Source organism: Streptomyces sp. NPDC001544 (genome assembly GCF_042894285.1).
Lineage (GTDB): Bacteria > Actinomycetota > Actinomycetes > Streptomycetales > Streptomycetaceae > Streptomyces.
Genome location: NZ_JBIAVN010000004.1, coordinates 15,910 through 41,801 on the forward strand (window position 1 = coordinate 15,910; position 25,892 = coordinate 41,801).

At 68.5% G+C, this 25,892-nt stretch carries 26 protein-coding genes; 12 read left to right on the top strand and 14 right to left on the bottom strand.

The genetic code is table 11. The features are described 5' to 3' along the window. Positions 1-8 precede the first annotated feature (8 nt). Entirely contained in the window at positions 9-1,376 is a 1,368-nt protein-coding gene (locus ACFY0F_RS12855; protein ID WP_388792459.1) for a YibE/F family protein, read from the top strand. A gap of 88 nt (positions 1,377-1,464) precedes the next feature. Here the strand turns inward: ACFY0F_RS12855 and ACFY0F_RS12860 are convergent, their stop codons facing one another. From ACFY0F_RS12860 to ACFY0F_RS12875, 4 genes are all read right to left on the bottom strand, one after another. After that, positions 1,465-1,902 (bottom strand): SsgA family sporulation/cell division regulator, encoded by a 438-nt coding sequence (locus ACFY0F_RS12860; protein ID WP_388792461.1) that lies wholly within the window; start codon positions 1,900-1,902, stop codon positions 1,465-1,467. 99 nt (positions 1,903-2,001) lie between these two features. After that, positions 2,002-2,727: an IclR family transcriptional regulator gene (locus ACFY0F_RS12865; protein WP_388792463.1), complete on the bottom strand. Its 726-nt coding sequence runs from the start codon at positions 2,725-2,727 to the stop codon at positions 2,002-2,004. Positions 2,728-3,068: 341 nt separating this feature from the next. Then, positions 3,069-3,281 (bottom strand): DUF5326 family protein, encoded by a 213-nt coding sequence (locus ACFY0F_RS12870; protein WP_388792465.1) that lies wholly within the window; start codon positions 3,279-3,281, stop codon positions 3,069-3,071. Between the two features lie 132 nt (positions 3,282-3,413). After that, the gene (locus ACFY0F_RS12875; protein ID WP_388792467.1) at positions 3,414-3,731 is read right to left on the bottom strand and encodes a cupin domain-containing protein; all 318 of its coding nucleotides are present in this window, start codon (positions 3,729-3,731) and stop codon (positions 3,414-3,416) included. A 59-nt stretch (positions 3,732-3,790) separates the two neighbouring features. Between ACFY0F_RS12875 and ACFY0F_RS12880 the strand changes: the two genes are divergently transcribed. The 5 genes from ACFY0F_RS12880 (at position 3,791) to ACFY0F_RS12900 (ending at position 7,572) form a co-directional block, all read left to right on the top strand. Further along, positions 3,791-4,168, top strand: coding sequence for a phage holin family protein (locus tag ACFY0F_RS12880; RefSeq protein ID WP_388792469.1), 378 nt, complete (start codon positions 3,791-3,793; stop codon positions 4,166-4,168). A 7-nt stretch (positions 4,169-4,175) separates the two neighbouring features. Continuing rightward, positions 4,176-4,667, top strand: coding sequence for a low molecular weight protein-tyrosine-phosphatase (locus ACFY0F_RS12885; protein ID WP_388792471.1), 492 nt, complete (start codon positions 4,176-4,178; stop codon positions 4,665-4,667). Next, complete coding sequence (locus ACFY0F_RS12890; protein WP_388792472.1) at positions 4,664-5,860, top strand: cystathionine gamma-lyase; 1,197 nt, start codon at positions 4,664-4,666, stop codon at positions 5,858-5,860. The genes ACFY0F_RS12885 and ACFY0F_RS12890 overlap by 4 nt, the downstream gene beginning before the upstream one ends. Before the next feature lie 234 nt (positions 5,861-6,094). Beyond that, the gene (locus ACFY0F_RS12895; RefSeq protein ID WP_388792474.1) at positions 6,095-7,000 is read left to right on the top strand and encodes a LysR family transcriptional regulator; all 906 of its coding nucleotides are present in this window, start codon (positions 6,095-6,097) and stop codon (positions 6,998-7,000) included. Between the two features lie 89 nt (positions 7,001-7,089). After that, positions 7,090-7,572, top strand: coding sequence for an NUDIX domain-containing protein (locus tag ACFY0F_RS12900; protein ID WP_388792476.1), 483 nt, complete (start codon positions 7,090-7,092; stop codon positions 7,570-7,572). Between the two features lie 4 nt (positions 7,573-7,576). Here the strand turns inward: ACFY0F_RS12900 and ACFY0F_RS12905 are convergent, their stop codons facing one another. After that, entirely contained in the window at positions 7,577-8,860 is a 1,284-nt protein-coding gene (locus ACFY0F_RS12905) for a globin domain-containing protein (protein WP_388792478.1), read from the bottom strand. 739 nt (positions 8,861-9,599) lie between these two features. Here ACFY0F_RS12905 and ACFY0F_RS12910 point away from each other — a divergent pair. Both ACFY0F_RS12910 and ACFY0F_RS12915 read left to right on the top strand, forming a co-directional pair. Beyond that, a complete protein-coding gene (locus ACFY0F_RS12910; RefSeq protein ID WP_388792480.1) occupies positions 9,600-10,466 on the top strand; it encodes a GNAT family N-acetyltransferase in 867 nt (288 codons plus the stop codon). A gap of 9 nt (positions 10,467-10,475) precedes the next feature. Further along, the gene (locus ACFY0F_RS12915; protein WP_388792482.1) at positions 10,476-10,931 is read left to right on the top strand and encodes a GNAT family N-acetyltransferase; all 456 of its coding nucleotides are present in this window, start codon (positions 10,476-10,478) and stop codon (positions 10,929-10,931) included. Positions 10,932-10,982: 51 nt separating this feature from the next. Here ACFY0F_RS12915 and ACFY0F_RS12920 read toward each other — a convergent pair whose 3' ends face one another. After that, positions 10,983-12,368, bottom strand: coding sequence for a serine hydrolase domain-containing protein (locus tag ACFY0F_RS12920; RefSeq protein ID WP_388792484.1), 1,386 nt, complete (start codon positions 12,366-12,368; stop codon positions 10,983-10,985). 59 nt (positions 12,369-12,427) lie between these two features. Beyond that, positions 12,428-13,903, bottom strand: a complete 1,476-nt coding sequence (gene dnaB, locus ACFY0F_RS12925) for a replicative DNA helicase (protein WP_388792486.1) — start codon at positions 13,901-13,903, stop codon at positions 12,428-12,430. A 460-nt stretch (positions 13,904-14,363) separates the two neighbouring features. Here dnaB and ACFY0F_RS12930 point away from each other — a divergent pair, with 460 nt between their 5' ends. Further along, positions 14,364-15,701 (top strand): MATE family efflux transporter, encoded by a 1,338-nt coding sequence (locus tag ACFY0F_RS12930; protein ID WP_388792488.1) that lies wholly within the window; start codon positions 14,364-14,366, stop codon positions 15,699-15,701. A 102-nt stretch (positions 15,702-15,803) separates the two neighbouring features. On the opposite strand, the gene rplI is transcribed toward ACFY0F_RS12930, so the two are convergent. From rplI to rpsF, 4 genes are all read right to left on the bottom strand, one after another. After that, complete coding sequence (gene rplI, locus ACFY0F_RS12935) at positions 15,804-16,250, bottom strand: 50S ribosomal protein L9 (protein WP_388792490.1); 447 nt, start codon at positions 16,248-16,250, stop codon at positions 15,804-15,806. 18 nt (positions 16,251-16,268) lie between these two features. Beyond that, positions 16,269-16,505, bottom strand: coding sequence for a 30S ribosomal protein S18 (rpsR, locus tag ACFY0F_RS12940; RefSeq protein WP_003949403.1), 237 nt, complete (start codon positions 16,503-16,505; stop codon positions 16,269-16,271). 58 nt (positions 16,506-16,563) lie between these two features. After that, positions 16,564-17,145 carry a single-stranded DNA-binding protein gene (locus ACFY0F_RS12945; protein ID WP_388792492.1) on the bottom strand — a complete coding sequence of 194 codons (582 nt, stop codon included), beginning with the start codon at positions 17,143-17,145 and terminating at the stop codon, positions 16,564-16,566. A 75-nt stretch (positions 17,146-17,220) separates the two neighbouring features. Next, positions 17,221-17,511 (bottom strand): 30S ribosomal protein S6, encoded by a 291-nt coding sequence (rpsF, locus tag ACFY0F_RS12950; protein WP_004950685.1) that lies wholly within the window; start codon positions 17,509-17,511, stop codon positions 17,221-17,223. Positions 17,512-17,783: 272 nt separating this feature from the next. On the opposite strand from rpsF, the gene ACFY0F_RS12955 reads away from it, so the two are divergent. From ACFY0F_RS12955 to ACFY0F_RS12965, 3 genes are all read left to right on the top strand, one after another. After that, the gene (locus tag ACFY0F_RS12955; protein WP_388792494.1) at positions 17,784-18,101 is read left to right on the top strand and encodes a hypothetical protein; all 318 of its coding nucleotides are present in this window, start codon (positions 17,784-17,786) and stop codon (positions 18,099-18,101) included. A 178-nt stretch (positions 18,102-18,279) separates the two neighbouring features. Further along, positions 18,280-19,401, top strand: a complete 1,122-nt coding sequence (femX, locus tag ACFY0F_RS12960) for a peptidoglycan bridge formation glycyltransferase FemX (RefSeq protein WP_388792496.1) — start codon at positions 18,280-18,282, stop codon at positions 19,399-19,401. Positions 19,402-19,484: 83 nt separating this feature from the next. Further along, positions 19,485-20,516: an alanine racemase gene (locus ACFY0F_RS12965; protein WP_388792498.1), complete on the top strand. Its 1,032-nt coding sequence runs from the start codon at positions 19,485-19,487 to the stop codon at positions 20,514-20,516. Positions 20,517-20,606: 90 nt separating this feature from the next. Here ACFY0F_RS12965 and ACFY0F_RS12970 read toward each other — a convergent pair whose 3' ends face one another. The 3 genes from ACFY0F_RS12970 to ACFY0F_RS12980 form a co-directional block, all read right to left on the bottom strand. Continuing rightward, positions 20,607-22,148 carry a glycosyltransferase family 87 protein gene (locus ACFY0F_RS12970; protein WP_388792500.1) on the bottom strand — a complete coding sequence of 514 codons (1,542 nt, stop codon included), beginning with the start codon at positions 22,146-22,148 and terminating at the stop codon, positions 20,607-20,609. Positions 22,149-22,229: 81 nt separating this feature from the next. Further along, positions 22,230-22,667, bottom strand: coding sequence for a hypothetical protein (locus ACFY0F_RS12975; RefSeq protein ID WP_388792501.1), 438 nt, complete (start codon positions 22,665-22,667; stop codon positions 22,230-22,232). A gap of 244 nt (positions 22,668-22,911) precedes the next feature. Continuing rightward, positions 22,912-25,551, bottom strand: coding sequence for a transglycosylase domain-containing protein (locus tag ACFY0F_RS12980; protein ID WP_388792503.1), 2,640 nt, complete (start codon positions 25,549-25,551; stop codon positions 22,912-22,914). Positions 25,552-25,892 lie beyond the last annotated feature (341 nt).

The window sequence follows — 25,892 nt, forward strand, 5'->3', positions numbered from 1 at the left end:
ATCGGGCGGTGACCACGACACACGACGAGTCTCGACATCCGCCGGGGCACACGCATGCGACCGGTGAGGGACGCGGGCACTCACACAGTCACAGCCATGGACCGGCCGCACCCGTCTCGAAGCATCTGCGCAAGGTCATCGCCGCCGTCCTGATCCCGTTCACCGCAGCGGTCGTGGTCGGGCTCGTGGTTCTGTGGCCCGGCGGTGCCCCGCCCCACAAGCGGACCGGGGTCGGCTTCGACCGGCAGACCCAGCAGGCCACGGTCACCAGGGTCGTCGAGGTCAGCTGCAAGTCGGTGAACGCTTCCGGCGGCACCGTGGCCGGAGACACCTCGACCGGCGGGGGCGGTTCGGCGCAGCAGGAGGCGGGCGGTACCTGCAAGAAGGCGACGGTCCGGGTCGACACCGGCAAGGACGAGGGCCGCACGTTCACCGAGATCGTGCAGCCGGACCAGTCGCGGCAGTTGCACGAGGGCGAGAAGGTCGTGACCGCCTACGAGCCTTCGGCTCCGAAGGATCTGCAGTACTCGGTCACCGACGTCAACCGGCGCATGCCGATGGCGCTGCTGGCGGGCATCTTCGCACTCGCCGTCGTGGTCGTCGGGCGGATGCGCGGTGTCATGGCACTGATCGCGCTGGCCATCAGTTTCCTGGTCCTCGACTTCTTCATCGTGCCCGCGATCCTGCAGGGGTCGGATCCGCTGACCGTGGCGGTGGTCGGCTCCAGCGCCATCATGCTGATCGCGCTGTACATGTGCCACGGCCTCTCGGCCCGGACGTCCGTGGCGGTCCTCGGCACGTTGATCTCGCTGTCGCTGATCGGCGTTCTCGGCAAGCTCTTCATCGGCTGGGCCGCGCTGACCGGCAACACCGATGACAGCACCGGCCTCATCCACGGCCTTTATCCGTCGATCGACATGAGCGGTCTTCTTCTCGCCGGTGTCATCATCGGGTCACTGGGTGTGCTGGACGATGTGACGGTGACGCAGACCTCGGCCGTGTGGGAGCTGCACGAGGCGAATCCGGCGATGGGGTGGCGTGGGCTGTACCGCGCGGGCATCCGCATCGGCCGCGATCACATCGCGTCCGTGGTCAACACGCTCGTGCTGGCCTACGCGGGTGCCGCGCTGCCGCTGTTGCTGTTGTTCTCCATCGCGCAGAGCAGCGTGGGCACGGTCGCCAACAGTGAGCTGGTGGCGGAGGAGATCGTGCGCACGCTGGTGGGCTCGATCGGCCTCGTGGCTTCAGTGCCGGTCACCACCGCCCTCGCGGCGCTGGTGGTGGCGGCAGACCGCCCGGTGCGGGGGACTGCGGCGGCCGCCGTCGCCCCGTCGGCTCCGGTGCGCGGCGGCCGGGGCCGACGCCGGAAGCGGTGAGCTCAACTGGCCGGCCTGGTACGGAGAAGCGTTACTGCTCCGTGCCGACGCGGCGCGCCGGAGTACCTGGCGCCCCGACCATGACGCTTCATCCGGCGCTCTGCTCCTCGGCGAGGATGCGGTCCAGGGCTTCGTCGAGGTGGGCGTCGAAGTCGGCGAGCGCTCCCTCCTGGCCCAGCGGCACCAGCTTGTCCGTACGGTCGAGGAAGGCCACCAGCGGGGGGGTGGAGGAGCGGAACAGGGCTTGGTCGGCCCCGACCTGAAGCCGGATCAGGACCTCTCCCAGCGCCTCGGAGCCGGCGGGCGCGATGCGCACATCACCGTCGCCGCAGGGCCGGCCCACTCCGTCGATCAGCAGCTCACGTCCGAAGGCCCAGGTCACCGGTGCGTCACCGGGAAGGTGGAAGGTCAGCCGCACGGCATAGGGATCACATGTCTCGTACCGCAGTTCCACCGGGATGCGGAAGGAGAGCTCCTCGGACACGAGAAAGCTCATCATGACTTCTGCCTGTACGGACTCGCGCATCGCCCATCCCGTCATAGGACACCGACTGGCCGGTAATGACCCCTTTGACCCTGGTGAAATCTTGCTGAATGTGCACGGTAGATCACAAGGAGTGAGTTTTCAGATACTGATAGAGATCGCGATCGAGCCCAGGTGCCGTCCGACCTCCCTCTGCAGCTGCTGAGCAGCGGGCAGCAGCCGGTCCGCCTGGTGGGACGGCAGGGAGATGGCCATCGTGGCCGCGGTGGTGCCCACGGTGATCGGGATCGCGGCGCAGACCGTGCCCAGCGCGTACTCCTGCCGCTCCGTCACCGGTTCCATGCGCCGGACCCGTTCCAGGCGCCGCAGCAGGGTGTGGCCGTCGCGCACCGTGTACGGCGTGAGGGACTGCACCGGATAACGGTCGAGATGGTCCCGGCGGGCGTCCTCGTCGAGCTGGGACAGCAGACACTGGCCGATGGCATGCGCATGCCCAGTCTCCCGGAAGTCGGCCCACTCCTCGACCGCCGGGTTGCCGGGGGTGTCGGAGACGCACATGACCTCGACGTCACCCTCGCGGTACATGGCGTAGTACACCGGTACGCCGATGGCATCCCGGCAGTGCGCGAGCGCGTCGGCGACCGTGCTGCGACGTTTCTGCTTCGCTCCGCTGCTGCTCAGCCGTTCGGCCGCCTCACCGAGGAAGAACAGCCCTTTGTCGCGGCGCAGATAGCCCTCGTGCACCAGGGTGCGCAGCAGGTGGTACGCCGTGGGAAGGGCGAGCCCGGTCTCCCGGGCCAGTTGCTTGGCGGGGGCGCCGTACTCGTGCTCGGCGACGGTCTCCAGCAGGCGCATCGCGCGCTGCACGGATCCGATGAGGGTCCCGGAGTGCTGCCGCTGCTCGGGGATCGCCGTGGAGGGAGGTCGCTGGGCCGGGGACGTGGCGGAACGCGGCTGGGGCCGGCCGGGGGGTGCGTGCGGTTCAGCGGGTGCGGTGTCGACCGTGGCCAAAGGGTCACTCCCGAAGCGCGAGGGGCAGCCCGTGCAGGAGGAACACGGGGTGGGGGTACGCCGTCCCCGGGGCTGCGCCCCGCGGCGAATTCCGGACTCTAACCGCCCGCCACCGCCTGCGGACGGCCCGCCCGGAAAACTTCCCCCGCCCGAGGGAACCGGCGATTCCTGTTACCGTCACCGGCTCCCCTGGCGGCTCACCAGTCGCCGCGCGACGAGGAGCCCGCCATGAACTTCCGCACGATGTAGATCAGACCGCCGACCAGGGCGACGAAGACCAGCGCCTTGAAGAGCAGGCCGATCACGAACCCGACCACACTGGCTATCACGCCGCCGAACACGACCAGGGCGATGACGGGCACCGCGACCCACTTCACCCACCACGGCAGGCCCGCGAAGATCTCTCCCATTGCCCATGTCCCTTGCTCTCGAAGTGCTCTTGAAGTCCTGCCACCGATGCTAGGTCCGCCAAGGGGCCGGCGGGGGCCTCGCACCCCTTGTCCTCCCCTGACCGTTCCCCTAGGGAATCGTCGGGGACGGCTTCACGCCTCGGGTGGAGAGAACACGACCAGGACCCGGAGGTCCTCGCTGATGTGGTGGAACTTGTGGGCGACCCCGGCCGGTACGTACACCACGCTGCCGCGCGCCACCTGGGTTGTCTCCAGGCCGACCGTGATGGAGGCCCGGCCGCTGACGACGAAGTACACCTCGTCCTGGTTGTGCGGCGTCTGCCGGTCGTGATCGCCCGCGTCGAGCGCGTACAGACCGACCGACATGTTCCGCTCCCGCAGGAACTGAAGGTAGGCGCCCTCGTTGGCGGCGCGCTCCGCCTCCAGTTCGTCCAGCCGGAATGCCTTCATCGCTGTTGTCGCCCTCGCCCCACTGCTCGCTGCCATGCCCGTCTGCCACGATCAGACACATGAAGAATTTCGTAGTCAAGACGATCGCCAACGCGGGCGCCCTGGCGGTCGCCGTGTGGCTGCTCGACAAGATCACCCTGACCGGTGACAGTACCGGCAAGAAGGCCGGCACACTGATCGCGGTCGCACTGGTGTTCGGCGTGGTGAACTGGCTGGTCAAGCCGATCCTGACGGTCCTGACCTTCCCCCTGTTCATCCTCACCCTCGGCCTGTTCACCCTGGTGGTCAACGCGCTGATGCTGCTGCTGACCTCCTGGGTGTGCGACAAGCTGGACCTGAGCTTCCATGTCGAGGGCTTCTGGACCGCCGTGCTCGGCGGTCTGATCATCTCGATCGTCTCCTGGGCGCTGCACGTCGTACTGCCGGACGAGGACTGAGCCCGCCATGACCTACCGCGTCTGCTTCGTCTGCACCGGCAACATCTGCCGGTCCCCGATGGCCGAATCCGTCTTCCGCGCGCGCGTGGCCGAGGCCGGCCTGGAGGAGCTCGTCACGGTCGACAGCGCCGGCACCGGCGGCTGGCACGAGGGCGACGGCGCCGACCCGCGCACCGTCTCCGTCCTCGAGGAACACGGCTACGACAGCGACCACACCGCCCGCCAGTTCCAGGCGGCCTGGTTCTCCCGCCGCGACCTCGTCATAGCCCTGGACACCGGCCACCTCAAGGCCCTGCGCCGCCTCGCGCCGACGGAGGAGGACGCGCGGAAGGTCCGGCTGCTGCGCTCCTACGACCCGGACGCGGGTGTCGACCTCGACGTACCGGACCCGTACTACGGGGGCATGGACGGCTTCGAGGAGTGTCTTGAGATGGTGGAGGCGGCGAGCACCGGTCTGCTCGCCGCGGTGCGGAACGAACTGGAGGGACGGGCGGCATGAGCGAGTCGGCTGCGGACGACCGCGGCAGGAGGGCACAGAACGGCACGGGAGACACCGAGCACGGTCTGCCCACCGCCGGTGAGGGCACCCGCGCGGTGCGTGCCGGGCTCCCCGAGCCGGTCAAGCACGAGCCGACCCTTCCCGGACCCGTGTTCGCAGCCCACTACCACCTGCCGGGCGACCCCACCGGCCCCTACACCTACGGCCGGGACGAGAACCCCACGTGGAGTCTGCTGGAGCGTGCCATAGGCGAGCTGGAGGCACCGGGCCGGGACGGCGTGGAAACCCTGGTCTTCTCCTCCGGCATGGCCGCCATCTCCTCCGTGCTGTTCTCCCGGTTGCGCGCGGGGGACGCGGTCGTCCTGCCCAGTGACGGCTACCAGGCACTGCCGTTGGTGCGCGCCCAGCTGGAGGCGTACGGCATCGAGGTGCGTACCGCGCCCACCGGTGGTGACGCCCAGCTCGAGGCCCTCGACGGGGCGGCGCTGCTGTGGATCGAGTCGCCGTCCAACCCCGGCCTCGACGTCTGCGACATCCGGAGCCTGGCGGACGCGGCACACGCGCGCGGCGCCCTGGTCGCCGTCGACAACACGCTCGCGACACCGCTCGGGCAGCGGCCGCTCGAACTGGGCGCCGACTTCTCCGTGGCCAGCGGCACCAAGCAGCTCACCGGGCACGGGGACCTGCTGCTCGGATACGTCACCGGTCGAAGCGGCGACACCATGACCGCGGTACGCCGCTGGCGCAAGATCGCCGGTGCGATCGCCGGCCCCATGGAGGCCTGGCTCGCGCACCGCTCCCTGGCCACGCTGCAGCTGCGCGTGGACCGGCAGGACGCAACGGCCCTGACCCTCGCCGAGGCCCTGCGGGAGCGGCCGGAGGTGACCGGCCTGCGGTATCCGGGACTGCCGGACGACCCCTCGCACAAGGTCGCCTCACAGCAGATGCGCTGTTACGGGTGCGTCGTCTCCTTCACGCTGCCCACGCGCGCGCGTGCCGATCGTTTCCTCGGCGCCCTGCGGTTCGTGGACTCCGCCACGAGCTTCGGCGGTGTTCGCTCCACTGCGGAACGACGCGGCCGCTGGGGCGGGGACGCGGTACCGGAGGGCTTCGTGCGGCTGTCCGTCGGCGCCGAGGACCCCGAGGACCTGGTGGCGGATGTGCTCCGTGCCCTGGACGAGTCGGCTGACTGACCGCTGCGCGGACGCACGAGCGAATCCGGCCAGGTGTGACGGACGGCCCGAACCTCCCCCCTCGTGGCTCGGACCGTCCCGGTTCCGCGCGCGAAGAACCGCGCGAACCAGGCTAGTTGACTCTGCGTCAGTGTCCAATCACGCTAGCGACAGAGACCTATCGACTTATTTATAGTTGGTCCCTGTCCGGGGGGACGGGAGAAAGGCAGGGGAAGGGGAGGGGGAGGGCGTTCCATGGATTTGGCCTTGCTGCGCACCTTCGTGACCGTGCACCGGGCCGGTTCCTTCACCCGTGCCGCCGCGCTCCTCGGCCTCTCCCAGCCGGCCGTCACCTCCCAGATCCGCACCCTGGAAAGACAGCTGGGCCGCCCGCTGTTCCTTCGGCAGGCCCGCGGGGTGACCCCCACCACCATCGGTGACGAACTGGCCCACAAGGCCGCTCCGCATCTCGACGCTCTGGTGGAGATAGCCGAGACCGGGCTCGACGAGGAGTCCTCGTCACGGACCCTGCATCTCGCCGGCCCTCCCGAGTTCACCGCCGCACGCGCGCTTCCCGCCCTCACCGGGCTGACCGGGAGCGACGGCCAGGGCTTCGAGCTGCGCGCCTCCTTCGGAAACGCCGAAGCGATATTGGAAGGACTCGCCGCCGGACATCATGATCTGGCCATCAGCACGGCCCGCCCGCGCGGTGCCCTGCTCACGGCGACTCCGCTGTGCGACGAGGAGCACGTCCTGATCGCCTCCCCGCGGTGGGCCGAGCGGATCGGCTCGGGAAGCCCCCGTCGCAACGGTGCGGCCGCCCTGGAGAACCTGCCCGTGGTCGAGGTGCACGAGTCTCTGCCCTTCGTCTCCCGGTACTGGGCTTCCGTCTTCGACTCCCGCCCTTCGGTATCGGGCACCGTCATCGTCCCCGATCTGCGCGCCGTCCTTGCCTGTGCCACTGCGGGGGCGGGTCTGGCGGTGCTGCCCCGGTATCTGTGCGACGGCGCCATCCAGCGCGGTGACATCGTCGCTCTGCACGAGCCCGCCGTGCCCCCGCTGCGGACTTACTTCCTGGTGGTGCGTACCGGCACCCTCGCGATGCCGCACATCGCCCGCGCGTACGAGTGGCTTCAGCGGGCGGCCGTCGACTGGTGCTGACCCGGGGGCCCGTCGAAGGTCACCGCATGCGCTCGCCCTGTGGCGCTTTGCGATGTTTCACGTGGAACCAACCGGGCCACATTTCTCCCATGACCGTCCGACCCGTGGTCAAGCGCACCGCCCGTGCCGTTCTCCTGGACGGTGACGACCTGATCCTGATCAAGCGCACCAAGCCCGGTGTCGATCCCTACTGGGTCACTCCAGGTGGCGGGGTCGAGCCGAGCGACACGACTGTCGTCCACGCCCTGCACCGCGAGGTGTACGAAGAGCTCGGCGCCAAGATCGCCGATGTGGTGCCCTGCTTTGTGGACACCGTGGAGCACATCGGTGAGGACGGCGGCGCAACCGGCGTGAAGGTGCAGCACTTCTTCGTCTGCCGACTGGAGTCCATGGACCCCTCGCTTCGCCATGGGCCCGAGGTGGAGGAGCCGAGCGGCGAGTACGAGATCGTCCGTGTGCCTTTCACCCGGGTCGGCATCGCGTCCGTGCACCTGGTTCCGCTGTCCCTGCGGCACTATCTCGACGGCAACATCGAGGGCGTACGGGCTATGCACGCCCCGGACCTGGGGTGAGGGATCAGTTCCCCACGCCCAAGAGCTCCTCGACCGAGTCGTGGCGTATCCGGTGCGCCGGGATACCGGCGTCCCTGAGCGCGTCGACACCGCTGCGGATCATCCCGGGCGGCCCCGAGACATAGGCCTCGTACTCGTTCCACGGACCGTGCTCGCGCACCGCGCCCGGAAGCTGGAGACGGGCTGGGAACTGGTCGACGACCGCGCGGACGGAGAGCCAGGGGTGGCTCTTCTGCAAGCGGAGCAGGGTGTCGATGTCGTACAGGTCGTGGTCGGATCGGGCACCGTAGAACACCTCGACCCGGCGGCGCGTGCCGTGCTCGGCGACATCCTCGACCAGCGCCTTGATGGGCGCTATGCCCGTGCCGCCGCCTAGACAGAGCAAGCCTCTGTCCGTGCTGTGGTCGACGGTCATCGAGCCGGTCGACGGCCCGAGCCGGACGACGTCGCCGGGTCGGGCGCGGTGGACCAGGGCACTGGAGACCCAGCCCGCGGGGACGGCCTTCACATGGAAGGTCAGCAGCCCGTCGGAGCGCGGGGCCGAGGCGAAGGAATAGTGCCGCCAGACGCGGGGCCACCAGGGTGTCTCCACGCTTGTGTACTGGCCGGCGAGGAAGGGATAGGGCTGGTCCGGGCGGAGGGTGAGGACCGCGACGTCCGCAGTCCTGAGGTCGTGTGCGACGACCTCGGCGTGCCACCAGGCCGGCGCGCGCAGTTCGTCGGCCGCCGCCGCGTCGATCATGACCTGGGAAATGGTCGTGTACGCCCGCACCCAGGCCGCTTCTGTCTCTCCGTCCCAGACGGCGGAGGCGTACCTGCTCAGCGCACCGATGAGGCACTCACCGAGAGCGGGGTAGTGCTCGGGCCGGGTGCCGTACTTGCGGTGGCCACGGCCGAGGTTCTGCAGGTAGTCGACGAGAACGGGGGTGTCGTCGAAGTGTTCGACGGCCGTCAGCAGCGCCTTGAACAGCCGGTCCCGCTGGGTGTCCATCGACGGCGGGAACAGTGACCGCAGTTCGGGGTGGCGCACGAAGAGCAGAGCGTAGAAGTACGAGGTGGCCTTGTCGGCCACGGGGGCGACCTCGGCCATGGTGCGGCGGATGAGGAGGGCGTCCGGGGAAGCTTGCTGGGCGACGGGCACGGAGCGCTGGGCGCGGGCGCCCGGTTCGGAGGGCGAGGTGGTGGACGAGGCCGGAGTGGTCTCCGCGGCCGGGCCGGTGCGTGGGGTGAACCAGCCGCCCCCGCCGGATGTGCCGTTGTCCGCCGACGTGGCGGTCGGAGCGTCCATGGTGTGCCTCGCCTCGAACATCTTTCGGTCGGTCTGCGTACTTCCGGAATCGGAAGGGGTCTGCTTTCCCGCGCGGTCGGTTGCGGCATCCCCCTGAGTGGTCACCCAGGGTCGCATACCCGGAAATGCGGCTTAATGCGCCGCACCCGGACGCTAATCGAAGTCGACCCTACCGGCCACCGTCCTCCGCGCACTCCCCCAGAAATCCGCCGGGGCCGAACCGATTATTCTCCAATTACCGGGCTGAGTCCGCCCCTTGGTAGGCCTCTCACGGATCTCGCCCCGTATGGGAGTGCTTCGAGAGATCATTAAGATCGATGTCCTCATTGACCGCGTTCGGTGCCGGCACCGGCGCTGGTACCGGCGCCGGCACCGAACATCACCGTGGCCGGCGTTCCTGCTCTCCGCCCCGGCCTCACGGATGCGAGCCAGACCATGCCGTATTACGACGAACCGATCCGCCTGGCCACGACCACCGGATCAGCGCCATAGCGTCCACTTGCAGGCCGAGTTGCCGGGAAATCTCCACGGGTGCGCTCGTACCGTGCGGCGAATTCCCCTCGGGGGACTTCCCCGCTCTTCGACGACCTGCCGTACGCTCACCGTTCGCCGACGTTTCACGTGAAACACCCGGAGTCTGTCCACGGGCTGTGCGGATGGCTACGACATGGCCAAAAGCATCTGCGTGTGGCCCGAAACGGGTGGACGCCAAGGGCCATGGTCGGACAGCCTGGCCTGCGTGCCAACTCCATCCCTCGACGCTCTGCCCATCCGTCGTCTGACGCTGCGCGATCTCACCGCCTGCGCCGACTTGTCCGAAGACCGGGGGTGGCCGCGGGAGGAGCACAAGTGGGGCTTCCTCCTCATCGCCGGACATGGCTACGGCATCGACGATCCCGGTGGCGGCCTGATCGCCGCATGCATCGTCACGCAGTACGGTCCGCAGGACCGCCCGGACCTGGGGGCCCTCGGCATGGTCCTGGTAGCCGAGCGGTACGCCCGCCGGGGCGTCGGGCGCCGACTGCTGCGTCATGTCGTCGCGGCGATGGGGACGACACCGCTCACCCTGCACGCGACGCCGTACGGCCGCCCGCTGTACGAGGAGCTCGGCTTCAAGGTCATCGGACGGGCGGAGATGGTCATGGGACCGTTCACGCCGCGTGGGCCGGAAAACGGGGTTGCGACGCGAGCGGCCACCGCCGAGGACCTCGCCGCCATCCTCCGGCTCGACGAGGAGGTGTTCGGGGCAGATCGCACGCACATCATCACGCGGCTGCCCGCCTTCACCGACCAGCTGCGCGTCGCCGAGGAGAACGGCCGGATCACCGGGTACGCGGGCGCCTGGCCCAACATGGACACGCAGGTCATCGGACCACTGATCGCCCGCGACACCGAGACGGCCCAGGCCCTCTTCGCCTCGCTCGCCGCCCGCACCGACCGCCCGCTGCGTACTGACATCGACGTGCGGCACGAGGCACTGCTGGTGTGGGTGAAGGAACGCGGGCTGGAGTCCGTCACCTTCAACTCCGTCATGACGTACGGCGCCACGGAGCTGCCCGGGGACTGGGCCCGCCGGTTCGCCCCCCTCACCGTGGCGGCCACATAGAGTGCACCCATGGGAGATCATTTCGAGATACGGGCCGCCGTCGCCGAGGACATCCCCGCCATCGTCAGCATGCTCGCCGACGATCCGCTCGGCGCACAGCGCGAGTCACCGGACGATCTGAGCCCGTACCTCACCGCCCTCAAGCGGCTCGAGGCGGATCCGAACCAGCATCTGGTCGTCGCGGTACGCGAGGGCCGAGTCGTCGGCACGCTCCAGCTCACGATCGTTCCCGGGTTGTCGAGGCGCGGGGCCACCAGGTCGATCATCGAGGGCGTCCGCATCCACACGGAAGAACGCGGCAGCGGTCTGGGCACCCGGCTCATCGAATGGGCGATCGACGAATCCAGGCGTCTGGACTGCCATCTGGTGCAGCTGACCTCCGACAACACACGGACCGATGCCCACCGCTTCTACGAGCGGCTTGGCTTCGCGGCCTCACACGTGGGTTTCAAACTCCAGCTCTGAACGCGGCCCGGTGGCTTGTTTCACGTGAAACAAGCCACCGGTCGAAGGTCGCTAGCGGATCCCCCGCCAGCCCTCGGGATCCACACCACCGGGCACAGGATCCCCCTCGTCGTACGGCTGACGGGTGAACACGAACGACCCGAGGTCAAGGTGCCCGAGGGCTCCGTCCGGGCGCCGTACGGGCCGCAGGAGCTCTCCGGCGTAGTAACCCTCCAATCCTGTCCAGGTACCGTCCCCGTTGGGCCGGAAACGCGAGCTGCGGCCGTTCCCGGACAGCGGCCCCAAGGAGACGAGCCCGTCGGTTGTCACCCGCAGCGCGAAGGCATGTGTGCCCCAGTACCACTGCCCCGCCAGCTCCAGCACCGAGCGGTCGACCTCGGACAGCGGTCGCCAGGGCTCGGGAATCCGTGGCTCGGCCTCGGCGACGATACGTACAAGGTCGGCACCCACCACGGACAGCAGCGGGCCGGAAGTGCAGTTGGCCAGCACGACCGCCGCGACATCGTCCGCCACGCCGATGGTGAGGTTCGCCAGGAAGCCCGGCAACGAGCCCGAGTGCCCCACGAGCAGCCTGCCGTCACGATGCTGGATCTGCAGGCCGAGTCCATAGGTCGCACCGTCCATCACGTCCGCGGTCTCAGCCGGCGCCGCGGGCGTCCGCATCTCCCGCACCGACTCCGCGCTCAGCACACGGTCGTCGCCCGTGGTCAGGAAGGCCGCGAAGCGGGCCAAGTCGCCGGTGGTCGACCACAGTTGCCCGGCAGGTGCCATGCGGCCGAGGTCCTCCAGAGGTTCCGGCAGCAGCGCGTCGGCCCACGGATGCACCGCCCAGCCGCCCGCGTGCGGCGCCTGCGGCTGCGCGCTCGTCCGGTGCAGGCCCAGGGGTTCGAGCACCTCACGTCGGAGCACCTCCTCCCAGGGGGCTTGGCGCAGCTCCTCCACCAGCGCACCCAGCAGTGTGTAGCCGGGGTTGGAGTAGTGGAACCGGCGGCCGACCGGATGCACCAAGGGCTGCTCGCCCAGTACGTCACCCACCTCGGGGCGCAGCGATCCGGGAGTGCGCTCCCACCACGGTGCGGGCGACTCGGCCGCCAGCCCGCCCGTGTGCGCGAGCAGTCCGGCGATGGTGGCCTCCCCGGCACCGGTTCCCGGCAGATGCTTCTCCAGCCGGTCGCCGAGGTCGAGCACGCCCTCGTCACGCAGCCGCAGCACTAGGACGGCGGTGAAGGTCTTGGTGATCGACCCGATCCGGTACTGGACGTTCTCGTCGGGCCCATGACCGTCCACGCAGGTCCGCGCGCCGTGCCATACCGCTCGTCCGCCTCGCACCACCGCCGCAACCAGCGAGGGTGCGCGGCCTTCGGCCTGGGCCACGGCGATCCGGTGCAACAAGGCACGACGAGTGCCGGGCAGTAGCTCTTGCTGAGATGTCGTCATGGCGCCAGTTCATCTTGCGGGACCCGTGGCCGTCGAGCCGGTTCGGCCGAGCCCGTGGATCAGGTCTGCGCCATGTCCACGAACCGCGAGTAGTGCCCCTGGAAAGCGACCGTGATCGTGGCCGTCGGGCCGTTTCGGTGCTTGGCGACGATCAGGTCGGCCTCGCCCGCGCGGGGGGACTCCTTCTCGTAGGCGTCCTCGCGGTGCAGCAGGATGACCATGTCGGCGTCCTGCTCGATGGACCCGGACTCACGCAGGTCGGAGACCATCGGCTTCTTGTCGGTGCGCTGCTCGGGGCCACGGTTGAGCTGGGACAGCGCGATGACCGGGATCTCCAGCTCCTTGGCGAGCAGTTTGAGGTTACGGGACATGTCCGAGACCTCCTGCTGGCGGCTCTCGGCCCGCTTGGAGCCGCCGGACTGCATCAGCTGGAGGTAGTCGATGACGACCAGACGGATGTCGTTGCGCTGCTTGAGACGACGGCACTTGGCGCGGATCTCCATCATCGACAGGTTCGGGGAGTCGTCGATGAAGAGCGGCGCGGCCGACACGTCCGGCATGCGGCGGGCCAGCCGCGTCCAGTCCTCGTCGGTCATCGTGCCCGAGCGCATGTGGTGCAGGGCGACGCGTGCCTCGGCGGACAGCAGACGCATCGCGATCTCGTTGCGCCCCATCTCGAGCGAGAAGATGACGCTCGGCAGGTTGTTCTTGATGGAGGCGGCGCGCGCGAAGTCCAGGGCCAGCGTCGACTTACCCATGGCGGGACGCGCCGCGATGACGATCATCTGACCGGGGTGCAGGCCGTTCGTGAGCGAGTCGAAGTCGGTGAACCCGGTGGGCACGCCCGTCATCTCGCCGCTGCGCGAGCCGATCGCCTCGATCTCGTCGAGGGCGCCCTCCATGATGTCGCCGAGCGGCAGGTAGTCCTCGCTGGTGCGCTGCTCGGTGACGGCGTAGATCTCGGCCTGGGCCCGGTTGACGATCTCGTCGACGTCGTCGTCCGCCGCGTATCCCATCTGCGTGATGCGCGTGCCGGCTTCCACCAGACGGCGCAGCACCGCGCGCTCGTGCACGATCTCCGCGTAGTACTCGGCGTTCGCCGCCGTCGGCACGGTCTGTACCAGGGTGTGCAGATACGCCGCTCCGCCGATCTTGTTGATCTCACCGCGCTTGGTGAGTTCGGCGGCGATCGTGATGGGGTCGGCGGGCTCCCCCTTGGCATAGACGTCGAGGATCGCCTGGTAGATCGTCTCGTGCGCGGGCTTGTAGAAGTCATGGCCCTTGAGGACCTCGACGACGTCGGCGATGGCGTCCTTGGAGAGCAGCATGCCGCCGAGCACGGACTGTTCGGCATCGAGGTCCTGCGGCGGCACCCGCTCGAAGGAAGGACCACCGCCGTCCCAGGGGCCGCCGTCGCCGCCCCGGTCGTGCTGCTCGTCCCGGCCGCGGCCACCGCTGCTGCGGCGGGAGGCGGGCAGGCGATCGCTGGGACCGCTGTCGGCCCACGGATCGTCCAAGGGCTCGGAAATGCTCACCGAGCCACCTCCTCCCGTCCGCCCGGGGCGGATCTCGCCGTGCCCTCATTTCTACGGCACGACACTGACAACTGAGAGACCCAACTCCGGTTCCATCGTGTCGGTTTTGCGAGGTTTCCTGGGCCGACGGAAGGAGCGGGCGCCGGACAACGGTAGGCCCGTCGGCACCGTCAGCCAATCTGGTTATCCACAGGCCATGTGGACGACGGGCCCGATGCTGTGGAGAACTCGCCGAAACCTGTGCACGACCCGGTGGACAGCGCTGTGAACAAGCCCTCGATTCTGCCATCGAAGCCGCTCTGACCTGCGGATTCACCGTCCACGGGCTGTGCAGAAGAAAAACTTTCCCAGTCGGGCCAAGATCACCCCCGATGGTGTGCACAAGCGCGCGATCCGCAACTGAAAGTAATGGACACAGGGCGTTTGCACCTATTACCTGTGGACGATTAGATTAGTGTCCATGACACAGGCTTCCGCGGTCTCCAGCGTCGACCGGCGGCGACACGACCGCGAGATCATCGCGCTGGCCCTCCCCGCCTTCGGCGCACTCGTCGCCGAGCCCCTGTTCGTCATGGCCGACAGCGCGATCGTCGGCCATCTCGGCACAGCTCAGCTCGCCGGCCTGGGGGTGGCCTCGGCCCTGCTCACGACAGCCGTGAGCGTCTTCGTGTTCCTCGCCTACGCCACCACGGCGGCCGTCGCCCGACGGGTGGGCGCGGGCGACCTCCAAGCGGCCATCCGCCAGGGCATGGACGGGATCTGGCTCGCACTGATGCTGGGCGCTGCGGTCATCGCCCTCACGGTGCCCCTGGCACCCGCCCTCGTCGAGCTCTTCGGCGCCTCGCCCACAGCCGCCCCGTACGCGACCAGCTATCTGCGGATCTCCGCATGGGGCATCCCGGCCATGCTGGCCGTGCTCGCCGCCACCGGTGTGCTGCGGGGACTGCAGGACACCAGGACACCGCTGTACGTCGCCCTCGCGGGGTTCGTCGCCAACGCCGCTCTCAACGCCGGGCTCGTCTATGGCGCCGGGCTCGGTATCGACGGTTCCGCCTGGGGCACCGTGATCGCCCAGTGCGGGATGGCGTCGGTGTACCTCGGCGTCGTCGTCCGAGGAGCCCGCCGCCACGGGGCGTCACTGCGCCCCGATGCGTCCGGCATCCGCGCCTCGGCCCAGGCAGGTGTGCCCCTGCTGGTCCGGACGCTCTCACTGCGGGCGATCCTCATGATCGCCACAGCAGTCGCGGCCCGCCTCGGTGACGCCGACATCGCGGCCCACCAGATCATCCTGTCCCTGTGGAGTCTTCTGGCCTTCGCCCTGGACGCCATCGCGATCGCCGGACAGGCCATCATCGGGCGCTATCTGGGGGCGGATGATTCCCGGGGTGCCCGGGAGGCCTGTCGCCGGATGGTGCAGTGGGGACTGGCGGTCGGTGTGTTTCTCGGACTGCTGGTGATCGTGACGCGCCCACTCTTTCTGCCGCTGTTCACCAGCGACTCCGTCGTGAAGGACGCGGCTTTGCCGGCGCTGCTCATGGTGGCCCTCTCCCAACCGGTCTGCGGTGTGGTCTTCGTCCTCGACGGCGTCCTCATGGGAGCGGGGGACGGGCCGTATCTGGCCGGGGCCATGCTGGTCACCCTTGTGGTCTTCGCCCCGGTGGCGTTGCTGGTCCCCGTCTTCGGCGGCGGGCTCACCGCGGTCTGGGCGGCCATGACACTGATGATGACCGTACGGATGCTGACCTTGTGGCTGCGCACCCGCTCGGGCCGTTGGATCGTCACCGGCGCAACGCGCTGACGTTTCACGGGAAACCGGCGTTTCACGTGAAACACAACCAAGAAGGGGCCGCACCCGGCGGGTGCGGCCCCTTCTCTCAGCTGTTCAAGCCGAGCGCAGCGATCACGCGGCGATGACCTCGATGTTGACCTTGGCGGCAACCTCGGGGTGCAGACGCACGGACGTCTCGTGGGCGCCCAGGGTCTTGATCGGCGCGGACAGCTCGATGCGGCGCTTGTCGACCTCGGGGCCACCGGACGCCTTGATCGCGGACGCGATGTCGGCCGGGGTGACGGAACCGAAGAGACGACCGGCGTCGCCGGAGCGGACGGCCAGACGGACCTTCACACCTTCGAGCTGGGCCTTCACAGCGTTGGCCTGCTCGATGGTCTGGATCTCGTGGATCTTGCGAGCACGACGGATCTGCTCGACGTCCTTCTCGCCACCCTTGGTCCAGCGGATCGCGAACTTCCGCGGGATCAGGTAGTTGCGAGCGTAACCGTCCTTGACGTCGACGACGTCGCCCGCGGCACCGAGGCCGGAGACCTCGTGGGTGAGGATGATCTTCATGTGTCGGTCACCCTTCCCTTATCGCGCGGTGGAGGTGTAGGGCAGCAGCGCCATCTCACGGCTGTTCTTCACGGCCGTGGCGACGTCACGCTGGTGCTGCGTGCAGTTGCCGGTCACGCGGCGGGCACGGATCTTGCCGCGGTCGGAAATGAACTTCCGCAGCATGTTCGTGTCCTTGTAGTCCACGTACGTGACCTTGTCCTTGCAGAAAGCGCAGACCTTCTTCTTCGGCTTGCGCACAGGCGGCTTCGCCATGGTGTTTCTCCTGTGTGATCAAGAAGTTTGGGTACGACCCGCCCTTGGGCCCGAGGGCCTAGAAGGGGGGCTCGTCCGAGTAGCCGCCACCGCCGCCGGAGCCACCGCCCCAGCCACCGCCGCCGCCCTGCTGGCCACCGGCGGGAGCGCCGGTCGCCCACGGGTCGTCGGCAGGAGCGCCGCCACCCTGCTGGCCGCCACCGGGGCCGCCGCCCCAGCCGCCGCCACCCTGCTGGCCGCCACCGCCGCCGCCGTAACCACCCTGACCACCGCGGCCGGCGGTCTTGGTGACCTTGGCCGTGGCATTGCGCAGGCTGGCGCCGACTTCCTCGACGTCCAGCTCGTAGACCGTGCGCTTGACGCCCTCGCGGTCCTCGTAGGACCGCTGCTTCAGCCGGCCCTGCACGATGACGCGCATGCCTCGCTGAAGCGACTCGGCGACGTTCTCCGCCGCCTGACGCCAGACCGAGCAGGTCAGGAAGAGGCTCTCGCCGTCCTTCCACTCGTTGGTCTGACGGTCGAAGGTACGGGGAGTGGACGCGACGCGGAACTTCGCGACCGCCGCACCGGACGGGGTGAAGCGCAGCTCGGGGTCATCGACAAGATTGCCGACGACCGTGATGACGGTCTCGCCTGCCATGGGGGAACCTCTCGGCGGGTTTGCTGCTGGCTGCTTGGTGCTACTCGAATCCCGGGATCAACCGAGCGGGAGAGCTCAGTGGGTCTCGGGGCGGAGGACCTTGGTCCGGAGGACCGACTCGTTCAGGTTCATCTGGCGGTCGAGCTCCTTCACGACCGCAGGCTCGGCCTGCAGGTCGATGACCGAGTAGATGCCCTCAGGCTTCTTCTTGATCTCGTAAGCGAGACGACGACGGCCCCAGGTGTCGACCTTCTCCACCTTTCCGTTGCCCTCACGGACGACGGAGAGGAAGTTCTCGATCAGGGGGGAGACAGCGCGCTCCTCCAGATCGGGGTCGAGGATGACCATCACCTCGTAGTGACGCATGTGGAACCCACCTCCTTTGGACTCAGCGGCCACGGTCGTTCCGTGGCAGGAGGGTCGTGATGCGTACGCAACGGTATCGGCCACCACTGACAACCAGGGGCCGCTTCGGTAAGTCCCGACCAGGTCCTGGCAGGACTGGGCAGACACCGGTGCAGACGGTACAGAGTACCCGCACCCCGGCTTGCGGTTGAAATCCGCCCGGGGAGGCCGCCAATCTGTACACATCGGGTGTGGACGGCGCTACCGTGCGCCGCGTCAGCAGGAGGTGCCTCATGGCACAACAGGCATTGCGACCCAACACCGCCGGATCCCTCTTCGCCACCGACGGCAAACCCCATCCCCTCCAGGACACCCTGATGGCGGTGACGCTGGTCCTCGGCGTCACGGCCTTCATCACCTCGTTCTTCCACAGCCTGCACCTGCTCAGCTCGTGGGCCGGCCTGGTGGGTCTCGTCGTCGGCGCGTGCGGCCAGTGGATCTCGGTGACCACACGTGAACGCTTCGGTCTGATCGTGGGTCTCGGTGCCTCCGGCGTCGGCTTCATGCTCGGCATGGCGAACGGCGGCCTGTTCGGCGGCCTCTTCAGCTGACCCACCGGACGCCCTTCGTCCGGCATCATCGTGAACACCGCGGAACGCCCCGGCGGCCCAGGACCGGGGCGAAGGTCCCGTACGCCCAGTCGGGGCGCTCGCAAGGCGCAGTAGGCTTCGGCGCTAGAGCCGGAGCCCCTGTACCCATGGGGACACACCAGCCCGAGGAGCGCCCCGAATGAGCCTGACCCTGAGGACCATCAGTCGAGAGCAGCATCTGGCCTATATCCAGAGCCTGCCGTCGGCGAGCCACATGCAGGTCCCGGCCTGGGCAGACGTAAAGGCGGAGTGGCGCTCCGAGAACCTCGGCTGGTTCGACGAGCGGACCGGCGAGCTGGTCGGCGCGGGCCTGGTCCTGTACCGCCAGCTGCCCAAGATCAAGCGCTACCTCGCGTACCTGCCCGAGGGCCCGGTCATCAACTGGTTCGCGCCGAATCTGGAGGACTGGATCCAGCCCATGCTGGCCCACCTCAAGCAGCAGGGCGCGTTCTCCGTGAAGATGGGACCGCCGGTGATCATCCGGCGCTGGGAGGCCAACTCGATCAAGGCCGGCATCCAGAACCCGGACGTGAAGCGGCTGCGGGACATCGAGGCCGACTTCATCGAGCCCCGCGCCTTCGAGGTGGCCGACAAGCTGCGCCGCATGGGCTGGCAGCAGGGCGAGGACGGTGGCGCGGGCTTCGGCGACGTGCAGCCCCGCTACGTCTACCAGGTGCCGCTGGCCAACCGTTCCCTGGAAGAGGTCCACAAGAACTTCAACCAGCTGTGGCGCCGCAACATCAAGAAGGCCGAGAAGGCCGGCGTCGAGGTCGTCCAGGGCGGCTACCAGGACCTCGCGGAATGGCAGCGGCTGTACGAGATCACGGCCGTGCGCGACCACTTCCGGCCCCGCCCGCTGTCGTACTTCCAGCGCATGTGGACGGCCCTCAACACCGAGGACCCGAACCGGATGCGGCTGTACTTCGCCCGGCACAACGGCGTGAACCTCTCGGCGGCCACGATGCTGATCGTCGGCGGGCACGTCTGGTACTCCTACGGCGCCTCCGACAACATCGGCCGTGAGGTGCGGCCCTCGAACGCGATGCAGTGGCGGATGCTGCGCGACGCCTACGCGCTCGGCGCCACCGTCTACGACCTGCGGGGCATCTCCGACTCGCTGGACGAGACCGACCACCTCTTCGGCCTGATCCAGTTCAAGGTGGGCACCGGTGGACAGGCCGCGGAGTACCTCGGCGAGTGGGACTTCCCGCTGAACAAGCTGCTCCACAAGGCGCTCGACATCTACATGTCGCGCCGTTGAGCCGCGGTCGTTTGATTCCATAGCCTTCACACCGTCCACACCTCTGCCCCACCGCAGCCACGAGAAAGGTCCCAGGTCCGGCCATGGCGCTCACGCTCTACGTCGACACCGCGCGCTGGCGGGCGCACCACAAGCACGTGCAGGAGCAGTTCCCCGGGCTCGTCCCGGTCTGCAAGGGCAACGGCTACGGCTTCGGACACGAGCGCCTGGCGGAGGAGGCCACGCGGCTGGGCGCGGACGTCCTCGCCGTCGGCACCACGTATGAGGCCGCGCGCATAAAGGACTGGTTCGGCGGCGACCTCCTGGTGCTGACGCCGTATCGCCGCGGCGAGGAGCCGGTGCCGCTGCCCGACCGGGTCATCCGGTCGGTGTCGTCCATCGACGGCGTGTACGGGCTCGTGGGTGCCCGCGTGGTCATCGAGGTGATGTCCACGATGAAGCGGCACGGCATCAGTGAGCAGGACCTTCCGCAACTGCACTCCGCCATAGAGAACGTCCGGCTGGAGGGCTTCGCGATCCACCTGCCGCTGGACCGCACCGACGGCTCGGACGCCGTCGAGGAGGTCATCGGCTGGATGGACCGGCTGCGCGCGGCACGGCTGCCGCTGCACACGATGTTCGTCAGCCATCTCAAGGCCGAGGACCTCGCCCGGCTGCAGCAGCAGTTCCCGCAGACCCGTTTCCGCGCCAGGATCGGCACCCGGCTGTGGCTGGGGGACCACGAGGCCACCGAGTACCGCGGCGCCGTCCTGGACGTCACACGCGTCGCCAAGGGGGACCGGTTCGGCTACCGCCAGCAGAAGGCGGCTTCGGACGGCTTCCTGGTGGTCGTGGCGGGCGGTACGTCGCACGGCGTGGGCCTGGAGGCCCCCAAGGCCCTGCACGGCGTCATGCCGCGCGCCAAGGGCGTCGCACGCGCCGGCCTCGCCACGGTGAACCGGAACCTCTCCCCGTTCGTCTGGGGCGGCAAGCAGCGCTGGTTCGCGGAGCCTCCGCACATGCAGGTGTCGATCCTGTTCGTGCCGACGGACGCGCCCGAGCCGAAGGTGGGCGAGGAGTTGGTGGCCCATCTGCGGCACACCACCACGCAGTTCGACCGGATCGTCGACCGCTGACCCTCGCTCAGGCAGCCGAAAGGCCGTACACGGGTCCTCCCGGACCGTTCGTGTACGGCCTTCCCTGTGTCTGGCGCCCGGCCTGTTCGCTCAGAGCGAACCGGTCCCCGGGGCGGCCGGTCCCCGGCTGCCCCACTCCACCGGGAGGGCGTGCGGTCCGTCGAGGTGGGCGGCGTGCCCCGGCATGTGGGCGGCCGGGCCGAGGACGAACACGTCCTCCGCCCTGTCGAGCACCCCGCCCGAGGGGTCGTCGTCCCCGGAGCGGCGCACCACGTCCCGCTCCGGCATGAGAATGTCCCGCACCACGACGGCGCACAGGTACAGCGTGCCCACCAGGTGCAGGGCGATCGCCCACTGGTAGCCGTGGGTCGGCAGTCCCTTGTGGGCGTCCCCGCTGGTCGTGTACGCGAGGTACATCCAGATGCCCAGGAAGTACGCGACCTCGCACGCCTGCCAGACCAGGAAGTCCCGCCACTTCGGCCGGGCCAGCACGGCCAGCGGGACCAGCCACAGGACGTACTGCGGCGAGTAGACCTTGTTGGTGACGATGAACGCCGCCACCATCAGGAAGGCGAGCTGCGCGAAGCGCGGCCGGCGCGGAGCCGTGAACGTGAGCACCGCGATCCCCACGAACGACAGCACCACCAGCAGCGTGGCGAAGAGGTTGACCGTGTCGATGGTGGGCGGGTCGGTGGAGTTCTGGGCCCAGATCAGCCAGAAGGAGCCGAAGTCGACGCCCCGGTCGTGGCTGAAGGTGTAGAACTTCGACCAGCCGTCGAAGGCGAAGAGCATCACCGGCAGGTTCACGGCCAGCCACGCGACCACCGCGCCGCCCACGGCCGAGAAGTACTCCCGCCACTTGCCCGCGCGCCAGCACAGCACGAGCAGCGGCCCGAGGAGGAAGACGGGATAGAGCTTGGCGGCCGTGGCGAGTCCGAGCAGGACTCCGAAGGCCAGCGTGCGGCCCCGGGCCCACATCAGCATCGCCGCGGCCGTCAGGGCGACCGCCAGCAGGTCCCAGTTGATGGTGGCGGTCAGCGCGAAGGCGGGCGCCAGGGCGATCAGGAGGCCGTCCCAGGGGCGCCGGGCGTGGGTGCGGGCGACGCAGACGGCGATGACGGCGGCGCACACCATCAGCATCCCGGCGTTGGCGAACCAGTACCACCGCTCCTGGTGCTGGATGCTGCCGCTGTGGGGCGTGAGCCAGGAGGCCACCTCCATGAACACACCGGTCAGCACCGGGTATTCGAGGTACTGCATGTCGCCCTGGAGCTTGTCGAAGTACGGCACCAGCCCATCGGAGAAGCCTCGCCCCTGATAGAGGTGCGGGATGTCCGAGTAGCACGCGTGCGTGTACTGGGAGCTCGCGCCGAAGAACCAGCCACTGTTGTAGCAGGGGGCCTTCTGGACCAGGCCGAGGGCGAACATGCCGATGGCCACGAGCGCCACGACCCGTACGGGCGTCCACCAGGACGTCCCGAGCAGGGCCCGCCGCCCGATGGGGCCGCCGATCAGCTCACTGCCGGCCGCGGCGACCTCGTCCTCCCTGGTCGGCCGGACCGGCTCCACCGGGGTGGGCCGGACCGGCTCGGGCTCGTATGCGCTCGCGGGCGTCGTTTCTGCACTGGGCATGGGGCACATCCTGCCGTAAGGACCTGAGTGCGGATCCCCCCTTGCGCAGCCGGCCTCGGATCCCCTCGCCGAGGGGGCCGGTCACTCCTTGTTGATCCAGTCGGTGCAGGAGCTCACTTGCCTGTCCCCCTCGTAGACGGCGGCCTGGACCCCCATGTCGTACAGGCCCGCGGAGTAGCTGGCCGTGCCGCCCCAGGATTTGCTCGTACCAGCTCCGTCGTAGTTCTGGTGCCAGGGCCAGCTGATCAGCCCGCCCCCGTCGTTCTTGCCCAGCACCCGGACACTCACGTGATGACCGTCAGCGAGATTGTCACCGACGGCGATGGAGACCTTGACGTCGGTCTTTCCGACATACCAGTCATTGACTACCACAACGCCTCGCGCACCCCCGTCCGGTGTGTCACAGATCAACGTGTAGTCGGGATAAGCCGCCGCCGCAGGGGCGGCTGACATACCCACGGTCAGTGCGGCCCCGGCAAGGGCGACAGCGAGCCCCTTCCGGCTTGTCTTCATGCGCATGACACACCTATTTCCGTCAATTCCGACACTTTCGCGGACGCGCCCTCGAAAAGCTTGATCACCTACAGGGCGCAGCCAGAAGTCAAAGCCCTGCGAACGTCACAGAGCAAGATCAGATCGCGCCACCTTCCCGTCCGGCAGGCCGAGCGAAGACGCAAATGGAACAGGGACCCGGTCGAGACCGGGTCCCTGTTCACATTCTTACGTCGGCGCCGCCGTCACTGCGGCCACGGCCGGCTACGGTTCAGCCGGTCGGTCCGCCGAAGAGGCCTCCGCCGTTGCCGTTGCCTCTGGTGTTGCCTCCGTTGGCTCCGTTGCCGGTGCTGTCCGTGGGTGTCGGTGAACCGGTGACGCCTCCGTCCGTGCCGCCGGTGTCGACACCGCCTGTGTTGTCACAGTTGAAGAAGTGGCAGGTGTCGGTCGGCGAGGGCGACTCCGGGCTGGGCGTGTCGCTGGGCGTGGGGCTCGGGGACTCGGTCGGCGTCTCGCTCGGCTGCGTGACCGTGGGGGTCGGCGTCGGGGTGGGAGCCCCCGGCTCGTCCGCGATCTCGCCGATCTTCTCCGCCTCCGGGAAGCCCGGATCGTTCTTGCCCTTGAGGGCGACCTTCATGTACTCGGTCCATACGGAGGTGGGGATGTCACCACCGTGGATGGACGGAACGCCCGCCGTGCCGTTCATGGAGAGCAGCTTGTGGTCCTTGGGGTTCTCCCGGAACATCGCGACCGAGGTCGACAGCTGCTGGGTGTAGCCGACGAACCAGGCCGACTTGTTGCTGTCGGTGGTACCGGTCTTGCCGGCCGCCGTACGGCCCAGGGCCTTGGCGTTCTGCCCCGTACCGTTCTGGATGACGTTCTCCAGCGTGTCCGTGACGTTGTTCGCCACGTTGGCGTCCATCGCCTGCGTGACCGTCGGCTTGTGGAAGCCGGGCTCCGGCTGGCCGTCGTGCTTGACGGAGACCACCGAGTACGGGTCCACCTGCTTACCGGAACCGGCGAACGTGGCGTAGGCGTCGGCCATGCGGATCGCGCTGGGGGTCGACGTACCGATCGCGAACGACGGGTTGAGGTCCGTCACCATGCTGCCCTTCAGGATGCCTGCCTTCTGGGCGACGTCCCGAACATGGGTCATGCCCACATCCACGCCGAGCTGCACGAACGGCGTGTTGATGGACTGCTCCATGGCCTTGCGCAGGGTGATGTAGCCCCAGCGGTGGTTGCTCTCGTTGTTCTGGAAGAAGGTCGAGCCGTCCTTGTTGAGCTGGAACGTGCCATCCGGCCTCTTGACCTTGAGATGGTCGTCGCCGTTGTACTTGCTCATGGGCGAGACAGGGGCACCGTCGGTCCGGTACGTCCCGTACTCCATGGCCGCCGCCAGCACGAACGGCTTCCACGTCGAACCGACCGGAACGCCGGAGGTGTCGGCGTTGTTGGTGAAGTGGCCGTTCTCGTAGCCGTCACCGCCGTAGAGCGCGACGATCGCCCCGTCCTTGGGAACCACGGAGGCGGCGCCGAACTGGACGTACTTGTCCAAGTCCCGCTTCGCCGGGTCGAGCCGCGACTTCTGGATCTTCTTCACCGCCGCGGTCAGGGCGTTGACCTTGGCCTTGTCGAAGGTCGTGTAGATCTGGTAGCCACCCCTGTCGAACTGGGCCTCCGTGATGTTGGAGTGCGCCAGGACGTACTTCTTCGCGGTGTCGGCAAGGTAGCTGATCTGGCCGGTCATGCCCTTGTTGGCCTTGCGGCCCTGGGGCTTGGGGTAGTGGCTGATCGCCGTCTGGTACTCGGCGTCGGTGATGCGCTTGTCCTTGTGCATCTCGCCGAGGATCCAGCTCCAGCGTGCCTGCGAGCGCTTGCGGTTGGCCTGCGCGCTCGCCGCCTTGTCGAGATCCGGGTTGCCCGCCGGGTCGTAGTACGTCGGGCCCTTGAGCAGCGCAGCGAGGAAGGCGCACTCGCTCGGGTTGAGCTTGTTGGCGTTCTTGCCGAAGTACGTCTGCGCCGCGGCCTGGATGCCATAGGCACCACGACCGTAGTACGAGGTGTTCAGGTAGCCCTGGAGGATCTGCGGCTTCTTGATCTGCGTCCCCACCTTGATGGAGATGAACATCTCCTTGAACTTCCGGCTGACCGACTGCTCCTGGCTCAGGTAGGTGTTCTTGACGTACTGCTGGGTGATCGTCGAGCCACCCTGCGTCTGCCCGCCCCGTGCCATGTTGACCACAGCGCGCGCGATGCCCATGGGGTCGACGCCGGAGTCCTGGTAGAAGCTCTTGTTCTCGGCCGAGATCACGGCCCACTCCATGGCATCGGGGATCTGCTCGATGGTGATGTTCTGCCGGTTGACACCGGTGCCCGTGGCCACCATCTGCTTGCCGTTGCCCCAGTAGTAGACGTTGTTCTGCGACTTGGCAGCGTCGTTCTCACTGGGGATCGTGACCATCGCGTAGCTGATGCCGAACAGGGCGACCAGGCTGCCGACGAAGCCGATGAACAGCCCGGAGACGAGCCTCCAGGAGGGCGTCCACCGGCGCCAGCCCCACTTGCCCGCCCGGGGGTAGTCGATGAAGCGCCTTTTGGCGGGCTCGCCGGCCCGGCCTCTGCCGCGCCCGGGGCCGGCAGGGCCGCCGGGGCCGCCACGCCGGCCGCCCGGACCGGTGTCATCGGCCCCTCTGCGGCGCCCGCCGGTGTTTCTCTGGGCCGCGCGGCGGGCCTCGGCACGGCCACCGTACTGGTGGTCATCGCCTCCAAAGCCGTAGGCATCGGAAGGAGACCCGGTGGCGCCACGCGGAGCCGCACGGCGGCCGGAGGACGAGCCGGACTGGCCGCGTCGGGCCGCGGCACGTCCGCCTCCCTGCGGCGGCGGCGGTTTGCGACGGTGCTCGCTCATCGAACGATTACTCCTCGGGCAGGCGCATCCATGCGCGCCTGGAAACGGCGGCTGGTTTCCGGTCCCCCCGAAGTACGGATGCGGTCGTTCCTGCATTCACCCGTACCGCACCGGGGACACGACGTCCCCCAGTCGTCACTTGGTTCCCGGTGGTGTGCATGCCGCACAGACTACGCACCGCCAAACCCCACCGAGCCCCGGGATTCGCCTCAAACCGGGCAACTCATCTCCTACGAATCGGTGATGTGATCCCGTTCACCACCCCCCCTCTTGTCGCGTCCGGAAGGCCGTTCTATCGTCGAGATGTATCGAGTCGATACATCAGCGCGAGATAAGTGACC